Genomic DNA, 16,626 nt, shown 5'->3' on the forward strand with positions numbered 1-16,626 from the left:
TATAGTTGCAACGACCATTCATTCTTACAAGGAGGAATTGCGACATGGCTACGGTGCTGAAGGTGTTCGAGCGTTGGAAAGAATTCTTGGGTGAGCGCGTAAAGCAGGCTGAAAAGGCCGGAATGACAGAGGAGACGATTTCGAATCTGGCCTTCCAAATCGGCGAGTTTCTGGCCGACAAGGTTGATCCCGAGAACAAGGAAGAGCGCGTGCTGAAAGAGCTTTGGGATGTCAGTGACGAACAGGAAAGAAAAGTGTTGGCTCAGATCATGGTCAAGTTGGCTAAAGCGAATAATTAATCATACCGGTATTGTTGAAAGCCTCCTCTCGGGGAGGCTTTTCCTTGCTTTTTCCATTGGTTATGTTAAAGATTGTTGCGATATTTAGAGAGTAATCCGAGCTGTATTTGTCTCGACATTTGAATTATAATTTTTATGATAATTCTAATGAAACGAGGGATACACCCTATGGCTCTTCCATCCGTTGAAAAACAATTTGCAGATGCGTTGAAATCCATTGCTCGAAATTTGGAAATCAAGGAGTACGTTCAACAATCTACCGAACTTTATCCGATTGCCATAGAATCGCTGAATATCCACCCAACATTTATGCTGCCATTACGGATATGATCCAGGAGGGTCGAGACTCCTTTCAGCTTTACTGAGCCACTACATAATCCATACCTGTTTGTTCTTGTTTCAACATCCGAACATGGGTGTGGACAAAGTTCACATTAGCCTTTAACAGAGCCTTTCTGTTATACTGGATAAGGGATCATGGGTTGACAGAAGAGAGGTTGATATACGTTTTGAAGAAAACTTTAAAACGATGGATAATTGGAATATCTTTGCTTGGTATGGCCGTCATGGCGGCGGGATGCGCCAGTCAAATCCCGGAGATTGATCCGGCCTTGCTGGAGTCCAAAAAATCGATTCTTGTCATAACTGGACCGGAAATTTCGGATCCAGTCAAGAATACGCTGCAAAGCACGCTGCTTGAATGGCGCGAGCAAAAGCAAACGTCGTTCGAATGGATGCAAAATGCGTCGGCTCTGACGGAAGAACAGCTGGATCATGTTAGAACTCGGCCTTATGATATGATTTTAGTAGCGGGACATGAGTTGGTCCGAAATGTCCTGCCGGAAGCCGGAAAAGTACCTGAGCGCAACTGGTTGCTGCTCGATGATGTTATAGATCGGAAAGCATTCGCTGTATCTGAGCAGAATATCTCGCTCAAGCTGGTGACAGAGGAACAGCTTCAGGCTGAATGGGACGAATGGGTACGCCAGCAGCTTGTAAGCGGACGAAATATCGAATGGGTTACCACCTCGGCCTATCCGATTCCTTCGGAGTGGGCGCCTTCCGAAGAAGCGGAATACATCAGCTTGGCCGATGCGGAGGGCTGGTTTTCGCAATTGCAATATCAGGTTCAGGCGAACAGGCCTTCATGGATTGCCGTATATGCTCCACTTGAAGCCGCACAATTGCAGCGGTTGAACTCCCTTCGGGTTCCGGTGATGAATCTGGCTTCGACCCGGATTGAACTGCAGTGGCCTGGCATTTTGACCTCGGTCAGGGATATGTTGGAGCAAGGACGGTGGCAGCCGGGGATTCAGCCTTATACCAATGCGGAAATAAAATTTATCACGAAACGTGAATAAGTTAGTGCCTTTCGAGAGGATTTTATCGAATTTTGTAGAATATTTTTGTGGTGCGAGTTGCAAAAATTACGGATCGGAGAATAAACTCATGACAATAGAAGTAAATCAAGAAATTAAACAATGGTATATGGAGTACAAAATACATAAAAACCGTCCGGGACTTTTGGGAGATATCGCATCTTTAATGGGGATGCTTGATATCAATATCGTTACGATCAACGGGGTGGAAGACCGGACCCGCGGGATGCTGTTGCAAACAAAAGATGAAGAAAAAGTAGAATTAATGGGTAAAATGCTGAAAAAAGTGGATAATATAACTATAACGGCTTTGCGCACGCCGAAGCTGGTTGATATTTTAGCGGTACGGCATGGCCGTTATATTGAACGGGATTCGGACGACCGCAAAACGTTCCGTTTCACTCGGGATGAACTTGGACTGTTAGTGGATTTCCTTGGCGAAGTATTTAAGCGGGAGGGAAACCATGTCGTAGGATTACGAGGCATGCCGAGAGTAGGCAAAACGGAATCGATCATTGCGGGCAGCGTATGCTCGAACAAAAGGTGGACCTTTGTTTCCTCCACCTTGCTTCGCCAAACCGTGCGCAGCCAGCTGTCCGAAGAAGAGATGAATCCGAACAACGTGTTTATTATTGACGGTATTGTGTCGACCCTGCGTTCCAACGAGAAACATTATGCTCTCCTGCAGGAAATTATGGCTATGCCGTCCACCAAAGTCATTGAGCATCCGGATATTTTTATCCGTGAGTCCGAATATACGTATGATCATTTCGACTGTATCGTCGAGCTTCGCAATACGCCGGATGAAGAAATTTCATATGAGATCTTTACATCAGGGATCGACGATTATTAAGCATGGTTGACGCGAGCTGGCGTCTGTCCATAAGGTTGCTTCCACTGTTCTTGAAAGGAGTGACAACGTGTCCGATCTTGGTCAGATGTTAAAAAAAGCCAGACTGGAAAATAAAATATCGCTCGATGATTTACAAGAGACGACTAAGATTCGCAAGCGGTATCTGGAAGCCATCGAAGATGGCAACTATAAGGTACTGCCCGGGAATTTTTATGTACGGGCGTTCATTAAAAGCTACGCCGAAGCTGTCGGTCTGGATCCGAACGAGGTACTGAAGCTTTATCAAAATGTAATTCCGTCTCTTGAGCCTGAGCCAATGACTGAACCGATCCGCAGCAAGCGGACGACCCGTAACACGGAATGGATTGGCAAATGGGCCTCTAACCTAATGGTGATTTCCTTTGTCGTGCTGATCCTGGGGATTATCTATTATTTTGTTAATCTTAATTATACCGGCGGCTCCAAAGATGCCTCGGACGATTTGCCCAAGACGATTACCGATAAGGTAGCGCCCGCTCCCCAGACGGCGGAAGTCGATGGGGACGCCAATGCCAAGACGGGAGCTGCAGCGCAGCAAACGCCTGCACAGGTGCCCGTGCAGCCTGAACCTCCAAAAAGCGAAGTAAAGCTGGTCAAAAGCGAGAAAAACACCGATTATTACTCGGTAGCGGGAGTGCAGGAGCTGAATATCGAAATGACGGTGACCGGCGAGAAGTGCTGGGTTGAGGTGGAGTCCGCGGGCCATGAAAAGAAAGTGCTCGCTTCGCAAAACTTCCTGAACGGAAATACGCAAACGTGGACCGTTCCGGATACCGCGCGATTGGTTTTGGGAAGAGCCAGTGCTGTGGAATTGAAGATCAACGGCATCCCGATTAATGTAGGGGACGAAGCGAATGTCAAACGAATTCAGATCGACCTGCAGCCTTCTTAGCCTGGATTGCCTCCTGAGCGTGAACGGTTATCATGGAGAGGCAGCCGCGATTCTGCGGCAGTGTAAGCATAAGGGGATTACGCCATTGGCTATTTATGGTTTGGATTTGCACATATTATACAGCTGAAGACACTCGTAGGCTTTGTGCTGAAGGTGTCTTTTTGTTATGATTAAGAAAAGCATCTGTGGGAATCTTTTGCCAAGATGACGGACTGTGATTAGCGGCGGTTTTCTTGGTACAGAATGTCAAGAAAGGAAGAGATCATGCATGAGCAGCGAAAATTCATTCGACATCGTATCCAAATTGGATATCCAGGAACTGAACAATGCCATTCATCAGGCGGAAAAAGAAATCGCCACACGATTCGATTTCAAGGGGAGCAAGAGCAGTATAGCTCTCGAGAAGGAGGAACTGGTCGTCATATCCGACGATGAGTTCAAGCTTCAGAATGTACTCGACATTCTTCATTCCAAGATGGCCAAACGGGGCATCTCTTTGAAAAATTTGGACTATGGCAAGGTGGAACCGGCCGCATCGGGAACGGTCCGCCAGAAGATCAAGTTGAAGCAAGGCATCGATCAGGACAATGCTAAAAAAATCAATGTGCTGATTCGCGACTCCAAGCTGAAAGTAAAAAGCCAGATTCAGGGAGATCAGATTCGGGTAAGCGGGAAGAGCAAGGATGATTTGCAGCAGGTCATGCAGCTGCTCCGGAAAGCCGATTTGCCGCTTGAATTGCAATTCATCAATTTCAGGTAAGCGCCGAAGACGTGCGGATTGCCTTACGGACAAAAGCATTCGTAAGGCTTTTTATGATTTTGACACTCTTTAAACGGTTATATTATACTTGTAACTAGTCGTTGAGAAGGAACAGGTGGAGGATGTTACATGACAGAGAAAGTTAAAGTAGTAACCCTGGGCTGTGAGAAAAATTTGGTTGACTCCGAAATCATGTCCGGTCTTATTCACGAACGTGGTTACAGTTTGGTATCGGAAAAGGAAGAAGCTACGGTCATTATTGTCAATACATGCGGATTCATCGATGCGGCGAAAGAGGAGTCGGTGAATACGATATTGGATATGGCTGAACTGAAGCAAACCGGCAAATTGAAAGCGTTGATCGTATCGGGCTGTTTGACGCAGCGGTACAAGGAGGAGCTGATGAATGAGATGCCGGAGATCGACGGGATCGTCGGAACCGGTGATTTTGACAAAATCAACGATATTGTCGATAAGGCGTTGTCAGGCAAAAAACCGGTTATGGTAGGAAATCCGGTATTCAACTATGAGCAGAAACTGCCGAGACGTTTAACCACGCCTCGTTATACAGCCTATGTGAAGATTGCGGAGGGATGCGATAACGCCTGTACATTCTGCAGTATTCCGATCATGCGCGGAAAGTTTCGAAGCCGCAGTATGGAGTCGATTCTTGCCGAAGTGGAACAGCTTGCCGCTCAAGGTGTAAAGGAGATCAGTCTGATTGCTCAGGATTCCACCAATTACGGTACGGATCTTTATGACAAGTTCATGCTTCCTACACTAATGAACAAGGTAAGCGAGGTTGCTGGCATCGAGTGGGTAAGGCTTCATTACGCATACCCCGGCTTTTTCACGGACGAACTGATCGACGTGATTGCCAATAATCCAAAGGTATGCAAATACGTGGATATGCCTTTGCAGCACAGCGAGGACCGTATCCTGAAGCGGATGCGCCGGCCGGGCCGGCAGCGTGACGCTCGCGAATTGATTCGCAAAATCCGTGAGCGTATTCCAGGAGTGTCGCTTCGTACGTCCATCATAGTCGGCTTCCCGGGTGAGACCGAAGAGGATTTTGAGAATCTGAAGGCGTTTATCCGCGAAGTTCAATTTGACCGTCTTGGGGTATTTACGTATTCGCAGGAAGAAGATACGCCGGCTTCGCGTCTGCCCGATCAAGTCCCTGATGAGGTGAAGGAATACCGCGCGAACGTGCTGATGGAAATCCAGAGGGAAATCTCAAGCGAGAGAAACAGCAGCCGGATCGGTCAAGTCATCGATGTCTTGATTGAGAAATATGACGGCAGGGGCGATGTCTATGTAGGCCGCTCCATGTACGATGCTCCGGAAATCGACGGCGAGGTATTTGCCCGCGGGACGAAGCTTGAAATCGGCGAAATTGCGAAGGTAAGAATTACCCATTCATTCGAATTTGACTTGTCCGGGGAGGTCGTGGCATGAATTTGGCCAACCGGATCACGTTGGCGAGAATATTTTTAGTCCCGATCATTATGTTCTTTTTGCTCGTTAATGTGAAATTTCCCCACATCCGGATCGATCAGTTCAGCATTACGTATAACCAGATTATCGCGGCGCTGATCTTTATCGTGGCTGCAAGTACGGATAGTCTCGACGGCTACATTGCCAGGAAACGGAAGCTTGTCACGAATCTCGGCAAGCTTCTGGACCCGCTCGCGGATAAGCTTTTGGTGTCTGCCGTTCTGGTTTCCCTGGTGGAGATGGATAAGCTTGGGGCGTGGATTGTCATTGTCATCATCAGCCGCGAGTTCGCCGTCACGGGCCTTCGTCAAATTGCGCTGCTTGAAGGCATCGTCATGGCGGCAAGCAAGTGGGGAAAATGGAAAACAGCGGCGCAAATAACGGCGATTATCGCACTGCTCCTGAACAATTTTCCATTCGCTTTCATCGATTTCCCGTTTGACGTTGTCACCAGCTGGATCGCCGCAATTATTACCGTTTATTCGGGTATCGATTACTTTGTTAAAAATAAGCATGTGCTCAACTTTGACGAACAAAAACAGTAGGTGTTCCTATTGTTTTGTTTTATTTGGAGGCGAAACGTATTATGAAAGCGGAAATTATTGCCGTCGGAACCGAACTGCTGATGGGACAGATTGTGAATACGAATGCACAATATTTGGCACGCGGACTTGCGGATATCGGTGTCGGCGTTTATTTTCAGACGGTAGTAGGCGATAACGCTTCACGGATAAAAGAAGCGCTGCGCCTTGCCAAAAGTCGCGTGGATTTAATTATATGCACAGGCGGACTTGGTCCAACGCAGGATGATCTGACAAAAGACGTCCTTGCCGAGGTGCTCGGACAAAGCCTGGTGATTCATCAGCCGTCGCTGGACAAGATGAAGACTCTCTTTGAAGGCCGGGGAATTCCCATGGTCGAGAGCAACATGCGTCAGGCGCTCATGCTCGAGCATAGCGATCCTCTTGCCAACGATACGGGGCTTGCGGTCGGCAACGCCGTGACGCATGAGGGAACGCATTATATTCTGCTGCCGGGCCCCCCAAAAGAAATGAAGCCGATGTTTGATCGTTATGCACGCCCATGGATCGAGTCCAAGATGGATCATGTACAGCCTCTTTATTCTTTGATGCTGAAATTTGCAGGAATCGGTGAATCGTCGCTTGAACATGCGCTGATCGATCTGATTGAAGCCCAGTCCGATCCGACGATCGCTCCTTACGCCAAAGAAGGGGAGGTGGCCATTCGTCTTACGACCCGGGCGGCGTCGGCCGATGAAGCGGCCGGAAGGCTGAAGCCGCTGGAACAGGAGATCCGCAGCAGGCTTGGCGAATACATTTATGCGGCGGAGGATATTTCTTTGGAGCAGCATATCCTGCAGACGCTGGCCTCGCAAGGCAAGAAGCTGGCCGTAGCGGAGAGCTGCTCGGGCGGGCAATTGAGCGACATGCTGACCTCCGTTCCCGGCAGCTCGGATGCGTTTGTAGGAGGGATCATCAGCTATTCGAATGCGGCGAAACATAAGCTTTTGAGGATTCCTATGGAGCAGCTGGAGGGCGACGGGGCGCCGGGCGCGATCAGTGAAGAAACCGCCGCCGCTATGGCCGAGAATGTAGCGGAGCTGACCGGAGCCGACTATGGCGTTTCTATTACCGGCGTTGCCGGCCCGGGCGAATCGGAGGGAAAACCCGTCGGACTCGTTTACGTAGGCATTGCCAGGCGGGGAGAGAAAGCCTCTGTCGTCAAGCTGCAGCAGTCCGGCAACCGGGAGACGATCAAGCTGAGAGCATCCAAAAGTTCGCTCTACCATCTCTGGAAACTTTTAAAGTCATAGTTGCCACCATTCGGAAAATCAGGTATAATACATTATAGCGGAAGTACCGTAACAAGCCCACAACCTTTGTTACGGTTTTTCTTTTGCTCCACATGCGAATGTATGTTCGAAAAACAGCTTGGCAACGGGTGAAAAACCCGCTATGATGTAATTATACGAATATGTAAAAGGAAGTGAGTCTCTTGACAGACCGGCGCGCAGCCTTGGAGAATGCACTACGTCAAATTGAGAAACAGTTTGGTAAAGGATCTATTATGAAATTGGGTGAATCTGCCCATATGCAGGTGGAGACGATTCCTAGCGGTTCGCTTGCATTGGATATCGCCCTGGGGATCGGTGGTTTTCCTCGAGGTAGAATTATAGAGGTATACGGACCGGAATCTTCCGGTAAAACAACGGTAGCACTGCATGCCATTGCCGAGGTGCAGAAGGTAGGGGGGACGGCTGCCTTCATCGATGCGGAGCATGCTTTGGACCCGCTGTATGCCAGCAAGCTTGGCATCAACATTGATGAACTGCTGCTGTCCCAGCCGGACACAGGCGAACAAGCGCTCGAGATCGCGGAAGCGCTCGTGCGCAGCGGAGCGGTCGACATCATCGTTATTGACTCTGTAGCGGCACTTGTACCAAAGGCCGAGATCGAAGGAGAGATGGGGGATTCCCATGTCGGGCTGCAGGCTCGCTTAATGTCTCAGGCGCTGCGCAAGCTGTCCGGAGCCATTAACAAATCGAAGACGATAGCCATCTTCATCAACCAGCTGCGGGAGAAGGTCGGCGTAATGTTCGGAAACCCGGAGACGACACCGGGCGGACGAGCCCTGAAGTTTTATTCTTCGATTCGCCTCGATGTGCGCCGCGTGGAGACGATTAAGCAGGGAAATGATATGGTCGGGAACCGCACGCGGATCAAAGTGGTCAAGAACAAAGTAGCCCCTCCGTTCAAGCAGGCAGAGATTGATATCATGTATGGCGAAGGCATATCCAGAGAGGGCAGCATCATAGATATTGCAACCGAGATGGATATCATCCAGAAGAGCGGTGCATGGTACTCTTATAACAATGATCGGCTTGGTCAAGGACGGGAGAATGCGAAGCAGTTCTTGAAGGAGAACAAGAACATTGCGGATGAGATCGAAAAGCAGATCCGGGATAACAGCAATCTGGTCACTTCGGTTGGAGCGAACATGGATGAAGAGGAAGAAGAGGATTTCGCCGTACCTTTTGAATAACCTCCACGTCACATCAGCTACTCTGATGCGCCGGTAGATTGCACATAGCGATTTCACCAACCAGGGCAAGGGCACCTTTACGATGAGTGAAAGGTGTCCTTGCCGTTTGTAAGGAGCGTGTTACAGATGGCGGATCATACAGACGAATGTCTGGCACCGGGAGTCATCACCAAAGTTGAACAGCAGCGGAGATCCAGACAGCGTTATAACCTGTTTATTGACGAAAAGTTTGCTTTTTCCGTACATGAAGATGTCCTGGTCAAGCATCGGCTTCTGAAAGGGGAAGTCGTCGATGCTTCCCGACTGCAGCACATATTGTACGAGGAAGAGGTTCACAAAGCCTATCTTGACGCAATCCGGCTGTTGTCCAGCCGGCTGCGCTCCGAACATGAGCTGCTGACGCGTCTCAAGCAAAAAGGGTATTCGCCCGAAATCTATCAACTGACGGTTGAACGTCTCCGGAAGGAAGGTTACCTGAACGATTCGCTGTTTGCGGAGCAGTTGACCAAGCAGCGGCTGGAGTCGCAGAAAAAAGGGAGACGCTGGATTAAACAGGAGCTTCAGCAAAAAGGGATTGATAAAGTACATATCACAGAGGCCTTGGAGCAGGTGGATGAAGAGACAGAGTACCGGATAGCCTATCAGTTGACGATGAAGCGGTACGGTGCTGAGCTGGAGAAGGATGCCCTTAAAGCCCGGCGCAAAATTGCAGGGTTTCTTCAACGCAGAGGTTACCCGGGGGCGGTAGTAAGCAAAGTACTGAACCGTTTGCCTGTCCAGGGGCAAGAAGAAGAGCGGAATGAATCGGATATAGACGAAGATTAGGATGAGGTTTTCATCCAATTATTAAATGACTTTAATAATTAATGTGGTATATCAAAATTCAAGAAAACGACAATCTTCTTGACAAGCTTCTTTCTCAAAAGATAAAATGTTTATGTATAAACTTTATACACAAGAATCTTCCCCACCAGCCAAAGGGAATATTCACAAAGTAAAATCGCCAATTTTTACTTTTTCCTAGCGCTTGTAAAATGGATAAAAAACCTGATTATCCCAAGCTTACCCCTTGGAGAAACAACGAGGAGGTGAACTGGATGCAAGACTCAGTCATCTGGATCCTGATTGTTCTCGTTGTTGGTGCTCTATGCTTATGGATTGGTTATTTTATCCGCAAGTCCCTTGCAGAGGCGAAGATTTCCAGTGCTGAACAAGCTGCCGCACAAATTATTGATAATGCTCGCAAAGAGGCGGAAGCACTGAAGAAAGAAATGGTTCTGGAAGCGAAAGACGAAATTCACAAGCTCAGAACCGAAGCTGAAAAAGACATTCGTGACCGTCGGAATGAAACTCAACGACAAGAGAGACGATTGTTGCAAAAAGAGGAATCGCTGGATAAAAAATTAGAATCTCTTGAGAAAAAAGAAGAGCAGATTGCCAACAAGGAGAAGCGAATCGAAGAAACCCAAGTGCAAATTGATCAGATTTATAAAGATCAGGTTGCCGAACTAGAGCGGATTTCCACACTGACGATGGAAGAAGCCAGGAACATCATCTTGACTAACGTTGAGCAGGAGGTTCGTCACGAATCCGCACAGTTAATTAAAGAAATTGAACAACAGGCCAAAGAAGAAGGCGACAAGAAAGCCAGAGAAATCATCACGCTGGCCATCCAGAGATGCGCCGCCGATCACGTGGCTGAAACTACCGTATCGGTTGTAGCGCTGCCGAATGAAGAGATGAAAGGCCGCATCATCGGTCGTGAAGGTCGTAACATCCGGGCTCTGGAAACACTTACGGGCATCGATTTAATCATCGATGATACGCCGGAAGCGGTTATTTTGTCCGGTTTTGACCCGATCCGAAGGGAAATTGCCAGAACATCGCTTGAAAAGCTGGTAGCCGACGGACGAATCCATCCGGCCCGTATTGAGGAAATGGTGGAGAAGTCCCGCAAGGAAGTCGACGAGCGCATTCGCGAATACGGCGAGCAAGCTACGTTCGAAACCGGCGTCCACGGACTCCATCCGGATTTGATCAAAATTTTGGGACGCCTGAAATTCCGTACAAGCTATGGCCAGAATGTACTGAAACACTCGATGGAAGTTGCATATCTGACCGGGCTGATGGCTGGAGAACTGGGAGAAGACGTGACATTGGCGAAGCGTGCCGGACTTCTTCATGACATCGGCAAGGCGCTTGATCATGAGGTCGAAGGTTCTCACGTAGAAATCGGTGTCGAAATTGCAAAGAAATACAAAGAACATCCTGTGGTGATCAATAGTATCGCATCGCACCACGGCGACTGTGAAGCCACATCGGTCATCGCCATGCTTGTCGGTGCGGCAGACGCTCTTTCCGCCGCCAGACCGGGAGCTCGCAGGGAAACGCTCGAAACGTATATCAAGCGTCTCGAGAAGCTTGAAGAAATTTCCGAGTCGTTCGAGGGCGTAGAAAAATCGTATGCGATTCAAGCAGGCCGTGAGGTTCGCGTCATGGTTCAGCCGGAGAAGATCGATGATACAGAAGCGTTCCGTTTGGCCAGAGACATCACGAAGAAGATTGAAAGCGAGTTGGATTATCCGGGTCATATCAAAGTAACGGTTATCCGAGAAACACGTGCTGTAGAATATGCCAAATAATTTGCATACACTAGAGGAGAAGTGGCTGAAAAGCCACTTCTCTTTAATTACATAACGAACCGAAATCAGGCAGGAGGAGAAAGTCATTCGAATTTTATTTATTGGCGATATCGTCGGTTCCGTCGGACGTAAGGCGCTCAAAACATGTTTGCCCAAGCTGAAAACAAAATACAACCCTCACTGGATTATTGCCAATGGAGAGAATGCCGCGGCCGGCCGGGGAATTACTTCGGCAATTACCAAAGAGTTTCTTGAGCTTGGCGTGCAAGGGATAACGATGGGAAACCATACATGGGATCAAAAGGAAATATACGATTTCATCGACAAGGAAGACCGAATGGTTCGTCCCGCCAATTTTCCAAAGGGAACGCCGGGCCGGGGGATGACGTTCATTAAGGTGAAGGATCAGGAGCTTGCCATTATTAATCTGCAAGGACGCACCTTTTTGCCGCCGCTCGACTGCCCTTTTGAAAAAGCCGTCGAATTGGTGGAGCAAGCAAAGAAAAGAACCAAGTATATTTAGTCGATTTTCATGCCGAAGCCACGTCGGAAAAACTGGCTATGGGCTGGCATCTTGACGGGAAAGTGACGGCTGTTGTAGGTACGCACACGCATGTACAGACGAACGACGAACGTATACTTCCGCTCGGTACGGCTTATGTAACGGATGTAGGGATGGTCGGTCCGAGAGACGGCATCCTTGGTATGGAGCGTAATGCCGTGCTTCAAAAATTCAAAACGCAGCTGCCAGTCCGGTTTGTAGTGGATGAAGGAAAATGGCATTTCCACGCGGCTTGCATCGATTTGGATCCGGCAAGCGGGATGGGTAAAAAAATTCAACTGATTCGGATGGATGAAGACGGAGTACTCCTCGAATAAACCAGGCTATGAAAAAGAAGGAATTGACGGCCCACCTTCAGAGAGAAGGAATTATCGGGAAATTCCTAGAATATGAATAGTACTGGAAGCAATCATCATTCCCGAGGAGGTACTTTTCATGGAAGTATTAAAAGTTTCAGCAAAATCCAACCCAAATTCCGTTGCCGGCGCACTCGCCGGAGTGCTGCGTGAACGCGGGGCTGCTGAGCTCCAGGCCATCGGGGCGGGCGCTCTGAACCAAGCGATCAAAGCCGTAGCCATAGCTCGAGGATTTGTGGCTCCCAGCGGGGTTGACTTGATCTGCATACCAGCGTTTACAGATATTGTAATTGACGGGGAAGATCGGACGGCCATTAAATTGATTGTAGAACCAAGGTAAAATAAAAAATGCATATACGGTTGCGCCAGAACACCTGTTTACGTTGTAGACAGGTGTTTTTTGTCTAGAAGGCGGAGTCTGTAAAGGGTTGGGTATCTTTTGAACGGACTCCGTGCAGGAGTTTTTTCTATGTTGAGCCAGGGAGGAAAAGCTGATGAAGGTGATCGACGGGCACTGCGATGTGCTGTTAAAAATGTACTTGGATCCGGAAATCGACTTTTACGACGTTCATACCTCGCCGATGGACGTTACCTATTCCAGAATGCTTCATTCCAATGTAAAGCTGCAATGTTTTGCAATTTATTTGCCTGAACGTATAACTCAGCCTCATTTTGACCATTATTTGGAGTATATAAATATTTTTTATCAAAAGATCGTTCGCAGCGGTCTTATACAGGCCGTCAAAACCCGCGGGGATCTAGAATTGGTCATGAACAGCCGTGTTCCCGGAGCGCTGCTGACATTGGAAGGTGCCGATGCCCTTTACGGGAACCCCCTTTATACGCGTACTCTTTATCACCTGGGGGTTCGCATGATCGGAGTGACATGGAATTATGCGAATTGGGCGGCGGACGGGGTGCTGGAACCCCGGCAAGGCGGGTTTACCCGCAAAGGAAAAAGCTTTATTAAAGATTGCAATGATCTGGGCATCCTATTGGATGTGTCCCACTTGTCGGAAGCGGCATTTTGGGATTTGGCGGCAGCTTCCGCCAAGCCGTTCGTAGCCACGCACTCCAACGTCAAGAGGCTGTGCGGACATCCCAGAAATCTGGACGATGAGCAGATCAGAGCTTTGATTCGTGTGGACGGGCGGATCGGAGTGACATTTGTACCATGGTTCGTGGAAAGCAGCGGGAAGGCAAGCGTTGACGATGTCGTAAGGCATATGGAATATATTTGTGCGTTAGGCGGTGAACGCCAGCTTGTGCTGGGTTCGGATTTTGACGGGATAGACCGTCACATTCCGGGCCTGGAGCATACCGGCCAGTATGACCGTTTGGCTGAAGCGCTTTACAAAAAGTTCACAAAAGAGCAAATAGAAGGATTCTTTTATAAGAACTGGCACACATTTTTGAGTCAACACCTTCCCATTCACTGAAATTTAACATCTTTTTTATAGATATAAGACAACTAATACATTCTCAAATTGATATGGGTTTAATCTAAAATAACTATCTTTAAAAAATGCTCTAAACCCTTGCTTTTTAATGCTTTACGGCATAAAATTTGTTTGACAGGTGAGAAAAATTTTTTATCTCGCTTCACAAGCGTTTTAGTGTCAAGCTGCAGCGTCAGCGAATTTAAAAGGAGTGGACAACGGTGATTAGCCAATTATCTTGGAAGGTCGGAGGACAACAGGGGGAAGGCGTGGAAAGTACCGATAAAATTTTTTCCACGGCATTGACCAGACTTGGGTACTACTTGTACGGCTACCGTCATTTTTCCTCGCGGATTAAGGGCGGGCACACAAACAACAAAATCAGAATCAGTACAAAACCGATTCGAGCCATTTCTGACGATTTGGACATACTCGTAGCTTTTGACCAAGAGACGATTGATTTGAATGCGCACGAGCTGCGTGAGAACGGCGTCATTATTGCCGATGCAAAAGTAAATCCGGTAGTTCCTGAAGGCGTGAAAGCCAGATTGTTCCCGGTTCCGATTACGGCAATCGCTGAAGAATTGGGCACTTCCTTGTTTAAGAATATGGCTGCTTCGGGCGCATCCTGGGCACTGCTCGGTTTGCCTCTCGAAGTATTTAATAAAGCGGTGGAAGAAGAGTTCGGACGCAAGGGCGCGGCTGTTGTTGAAAAGAACGTAGAAGCGGTTCGTAAAGCGGCGGAATTTGTGCTTGAACTTACGGGCGGTCCTCTTCCGGAGTTTCAATTGGAGCCTGCAGATGGCAAAACGAAGCTGTTCATGATCGGTAACGATGCTATTGGTCTAGGCGCAGTAGCCGCAGGCTGCCGATTCATGCCTGCTTATCCGATCACCCCGGCTTCCGAGATCATGGAATATCTGATCAAGACGCTGCCGAAATTTGGCGGTACGGTCATTCAAACCGAGGATGAAATTGCGGCCTGTACAATGGCGATTGGAGCCAACTACGGCGGGGTTCGCGCATTAACGGCATCGGCTGGCCCCGGCTTGTCCCTGATGATGGAAGCGATCGGTCTTGCCGGTATGACGGAAACGCCTGTCGTTATCGTCGATACGCAGCGCGGCGGTCCGAGTACGGGACTTCCTACCAAACAAGAGCAATCCGACGTGTTGGCCATGATTCACGGGACACATGGTGAAATTCCGAAAATCGTATTGTCTCCTTCTACCATTGAAGAATGCTTCTACGATACGATTGAGGCGTTTAACCTGGCTGAAATTTATCAATGTCCTGTCATTTTGCTTACAGACCTTCAATTGTCGCTGGGCAAACAAACGAGCGAGCTGCTCGACTACAATAGAATTCAAATTAATCGCGGAGAATTGCAAACAGGCGATCTGCCGCAGCTTGCAGAGCATCAAATGTTCAAGCGCTATGCTTTCACTGAGAACGGCATTTCCCCTCGTTCGCTGCCTGGTCAAAAGTATGGCATTCACCACGTGACAGGGGTAGAGCATGCTGAAGACGGCCGTCCGTCCGAAAGCCCGGTAAACCGCAAAAAGATGATGGACAAACGGATGGCTAAGTTGAAGCATGTGAAAGTAACCGATCCGATCAAAGTGGATGCTCAGCATGAAAATCCGGATCTCCTGATCATCGGTATGGGATCCACCGGCGGAACGATCGACGAAGCCAGAGGCCGTTTGAACGGCAGAGGCATCACCTCGAACCACATCACGGTTCGCCTGCTTCATCCGTTCCCGGCTGAGGAACTGAAGCCTTACATTGAAAAAGCGAAAAACGTTATTGTCATTGAGAACAACGCAACGGCCCAACTGGCTTCTCTGATCAAACTTAACGTAGGCTATGCCGATAAAATCAAGAGCATGCTGAAATATGACGGTAACCCATTCTTGCCGGCTGAAATCACAAAATACTGTCAGGAGTTGAACCTTGTATGGCAACGTTAAAAGATTTCCGCAACAATATCAAACCGAACTGGTGCCCGGGCTGTGGTGACTTCTCCGTACAGGCGGCGATTCAAAGAGCGGCTGCCAATGTCGGTCTGGAACCGGAACAGCTTGCCGTTGTCTCAGGGATCGGCTGCTCCGGCCGGATTTCCGGTTACATTAATGCTTATGGGTTCCATGGTGTTCACGGACGTTCGCTTCCTATCGCACAAGGCTTGAAAATGGCTAACCGCGAATTGACCGTTATCGCGGCAGGCGGCGACGGCGACGGTTTTGCCATCGGTATGGGTCATACGGTTCATGCGATCCGCCGTAACATTAACATTACTTACATTGTCATGGACAACCAAATTTACGGCTTGACCAAAGGTCAGACTTCTCCGCGCAGCGCTGAGGGCTTCAAGACGAAATCGACCCCTTCAGGTTCGATCGAATCCGCACTGTCCCCGCTGGAAGTGGCTCTGGCTGCAGGCGCAACGTTCGTAGGTCAATCGTTCTCGAGTAACTTGAAGCAGTTGACTACGTTGATCGAAGAAGGAATTAAACATGAAGGCTTCTCCTTTATCAACGTATTCAGCCCATGTGTTACATTCAATAAAGTGAATACCTATGAGTGGTTCAAAGAGCATATCGTTGATCTGGAGGAGACGCCGGATTACGATCCGTCCAATCGTATTGCAGCAATGACCAAGATCATGGAAACCAACAGCCTGGTTACCGGTTTGATCTATCAAGATAAAACCAAAAAGAGCTATGAGAATTTGGTCGCCGGCTTTAAGCCAGAAGGACTTGCTAAGCAAGACTTGAAGATCAGTGAGCAAGATTTTGAAAAATTGGTGGCTGAATTTAAATAATTTTCCGAACTTTATTAA

General features: G+C 48.5%; 15 protein-coding genes and 1 pseudogene. All 16 read left to right on the forward strand.

The features are described 5' to 3' along the window. Positions 1-44 precede the first annotated feature (44 nt). The 16 genes and pseudogenes from EXW96_RS02315 (at position 45) to EXW96_RS02390 (ending at position 16,608) form a co-directional block, all read left to right on the forward strand. Positions 45-299: a DUF3243 domain-containing protein gene (locus EXW96_RS02315; protein ID WP_174349770.1), complete on the forward strand. Its 255-nt coding sequence runs from the start codon at positions 45-47 to the stop codon at positions 297-299. A 509-nt stretch (positions 300-808) separates the two neighbouring features. Next, the gene (locus EXW96_RS02320) at positions 809-1,660 is read left to right on the forward strand and encodes a hypothetical protein (protein WP_235594268.1); all 852 of its coding nucleotides are present in this window, start codon (positions 809-811) and stop codon (positions 1,658-1,660) included. A gap of 88 nt (positions 1,661-1,748) precedes the next feature. Next, entirely contained in the window at positions 1,749-2,531 is a 783-nt protein-coding gene (locus EXW96_RS02325; protein WP_062408029.1) for a DUF3388 domain-containing protein, read from the forward strand. A gap of 67 nt (positions 2,532-2,598) precedes the next feature. Continuing rightward, complete coding sequence (locus EXW96_RS02330; protein WP_174349771.1) at positions 2,599-3,462, forward strand: helix-turn-helix domain-containing protein; 864 nt, start codon at positions 2,599-2,601, stop codon at positions 3,460-3,462. Positions 3,463-3,730: 268 nt separating this feature from the next. Beyond that, positions 3,731-4,222: a YajQ family cyclic di-GMP-binding protein gene (locus EXW96_RS02335; RefSeq protein ID WP_054818117.1), complete on the forward strand. Its 492-nt coding sequence runs from the start codon at positions 3,731-3,733 to the stop codon at positions 4,220-4,222. A gap of 129 nt (positions 4,223-4,351) precedes the next feature. Continuing rightward, positions 4,352-5,680, forward strand: a complete 1,329-nt coding sequence (gene rimO, locus EXW96_RS02340; RefSeq protein WP_062408032.1) for a 30S ribosomal protein S12 methylthiotransferase RimO — start codon at positions 4,352-4,354, stop codon at positions 5,678-5,680. Beyond that, the gene (gene pgsA / locus EXW96_RS02345) at positions 5,677-6,264 is read left to right on the forward strand and encodes a CDP-diacylglycerol--glycerol-3-phosphate 3-phosphatidyltransferase (protein ID WP_054818118.1); all 588 of its coding nucleotides are present in this window, start codon (positions 5,677-5,679) and stop codon (positions 6,262-6,264) included. Before rimO ends, pgsA begins: the two co-directional genes overlap by 4 nt. 41 nt (positions 6,265-6,305) lie before the next feature. Beyond that, on the forward strand, positions 6,306-7,553 hold the full coding sequence (locus tag EXW96_RS02350) for a competence/damage-inducible protein A (RefSeq protein ID WP_174349772.1): 1,248 nt from the start codon (positions 6,306-6,308) through the stop codon (positions 7,551-7,553). Between the two features lie 182 nt (positions 7,554-7,735). Continuing rightward, complete coding sequence (recA, locus tag EXW96_RS02355; RefSeq protein WP_062408036.1) at positions 7,736-8,782, forward strand: recombinase RecA; 1,047 nt, start codon at positions 7,736-7,738, stop codon at positions 8,780-8,782. 126 nt (positions 8,783-8,908) lie between these two features. Next, positions 8,909-9,607: a RecX family transcriptional regulator gene (locus EXW96_RS02360; protein ID WP_174349773.1), complete on the forward strand. Its 699-nt coding sequence runs from the start codon at positions 8,909-8,911 to the stop codon at positions 9,605-9,607. A 272-nt stretch (positions 9,608-9,879) separates the two neighbouring features. Beyond that, complete coding sequence (gene rny / locus EXW96_RS02365) at positions 9,880-11,424, forward strand: ribonuclease Y (RefSeq protein WP_062408038.1); 1,545 nt, start codon at positions 9,880-9,882, stop codon at positions 11,422-11,424. 85 nt (positions 11,425-11,509) lie between these two features. Beyond that, positions 11,510-12,303: pseudogene (locus EXW96_RS02370) on the forward strand (TIGR00282 family metallophosphoesterase). Positions 12,304-12,421: 118 nt separating this feature from the next. Then, positions 12,422-12,682 carry a stage V sporulation protein S gene (locus tag EXW96_RS02375; protein WP_006286829.1) on the forward strand — a complete coding sequence of 87 codons (261 nt, stop codon included), beginning with the start codon at positions 12,422-12,424 and terminating at the stop codon, positions 12,680-12,682. Positions 12,683-12,836: 154 nt separating this feature from the next. Continuing rightward, positions 12,837-13,781 (forward strand): dipeptidase, encoded by a 945-nt coding sequence (locus EXW96_RS02380; protein WP_174349774.1) that lies wholly within the window; start codon positions 12,837-12,839, stop codon positions 13,779-13,781. 221 nt (positions 13,782-14,002) lie between these two features. Further along, positions 14,003-15,754: a 2-oxoacid:acceptor oxidoreductase subunit alpha gene (locus tag EXW96_RS02385; protein ID WP_074728473.1), complete on the forward strand. Its 1,752-nt coding sequence runs from the start codon at positions 14,003-14,005 to the stop codon at positions 15,752-15,754. Next, positions 15,742-16,608 (forward strand): 2-oxoacid:ferredoxin oxidoreductase subunit beta, encoded by an 867-nt coding sequence (locus EXW96_RS02390; RefSeq protein ID WP_054818122.1) that lies wholly within the window; start codon positions 15,742-15,744, stop codon positions 16,606-16,608. The genes EXW96_RS02385 and EXW96_RS02390 overlap by 13 nt, the downstream gene beginning before the upstream one ends. Positions 16,609-16,626: the final 18 nt, after the last annotated feature.

Origin of the sequence: Paenibacillus sp. JMULE4, assembly GCF_013337105.1 — a bacterium.
Classification (GTDB): Bacteria; Bacillota; Bacilli; order Paenibacillales; family NBRC-103111; genus Paenibacillus_G; species Paenibacillus_G naphthalenovorans.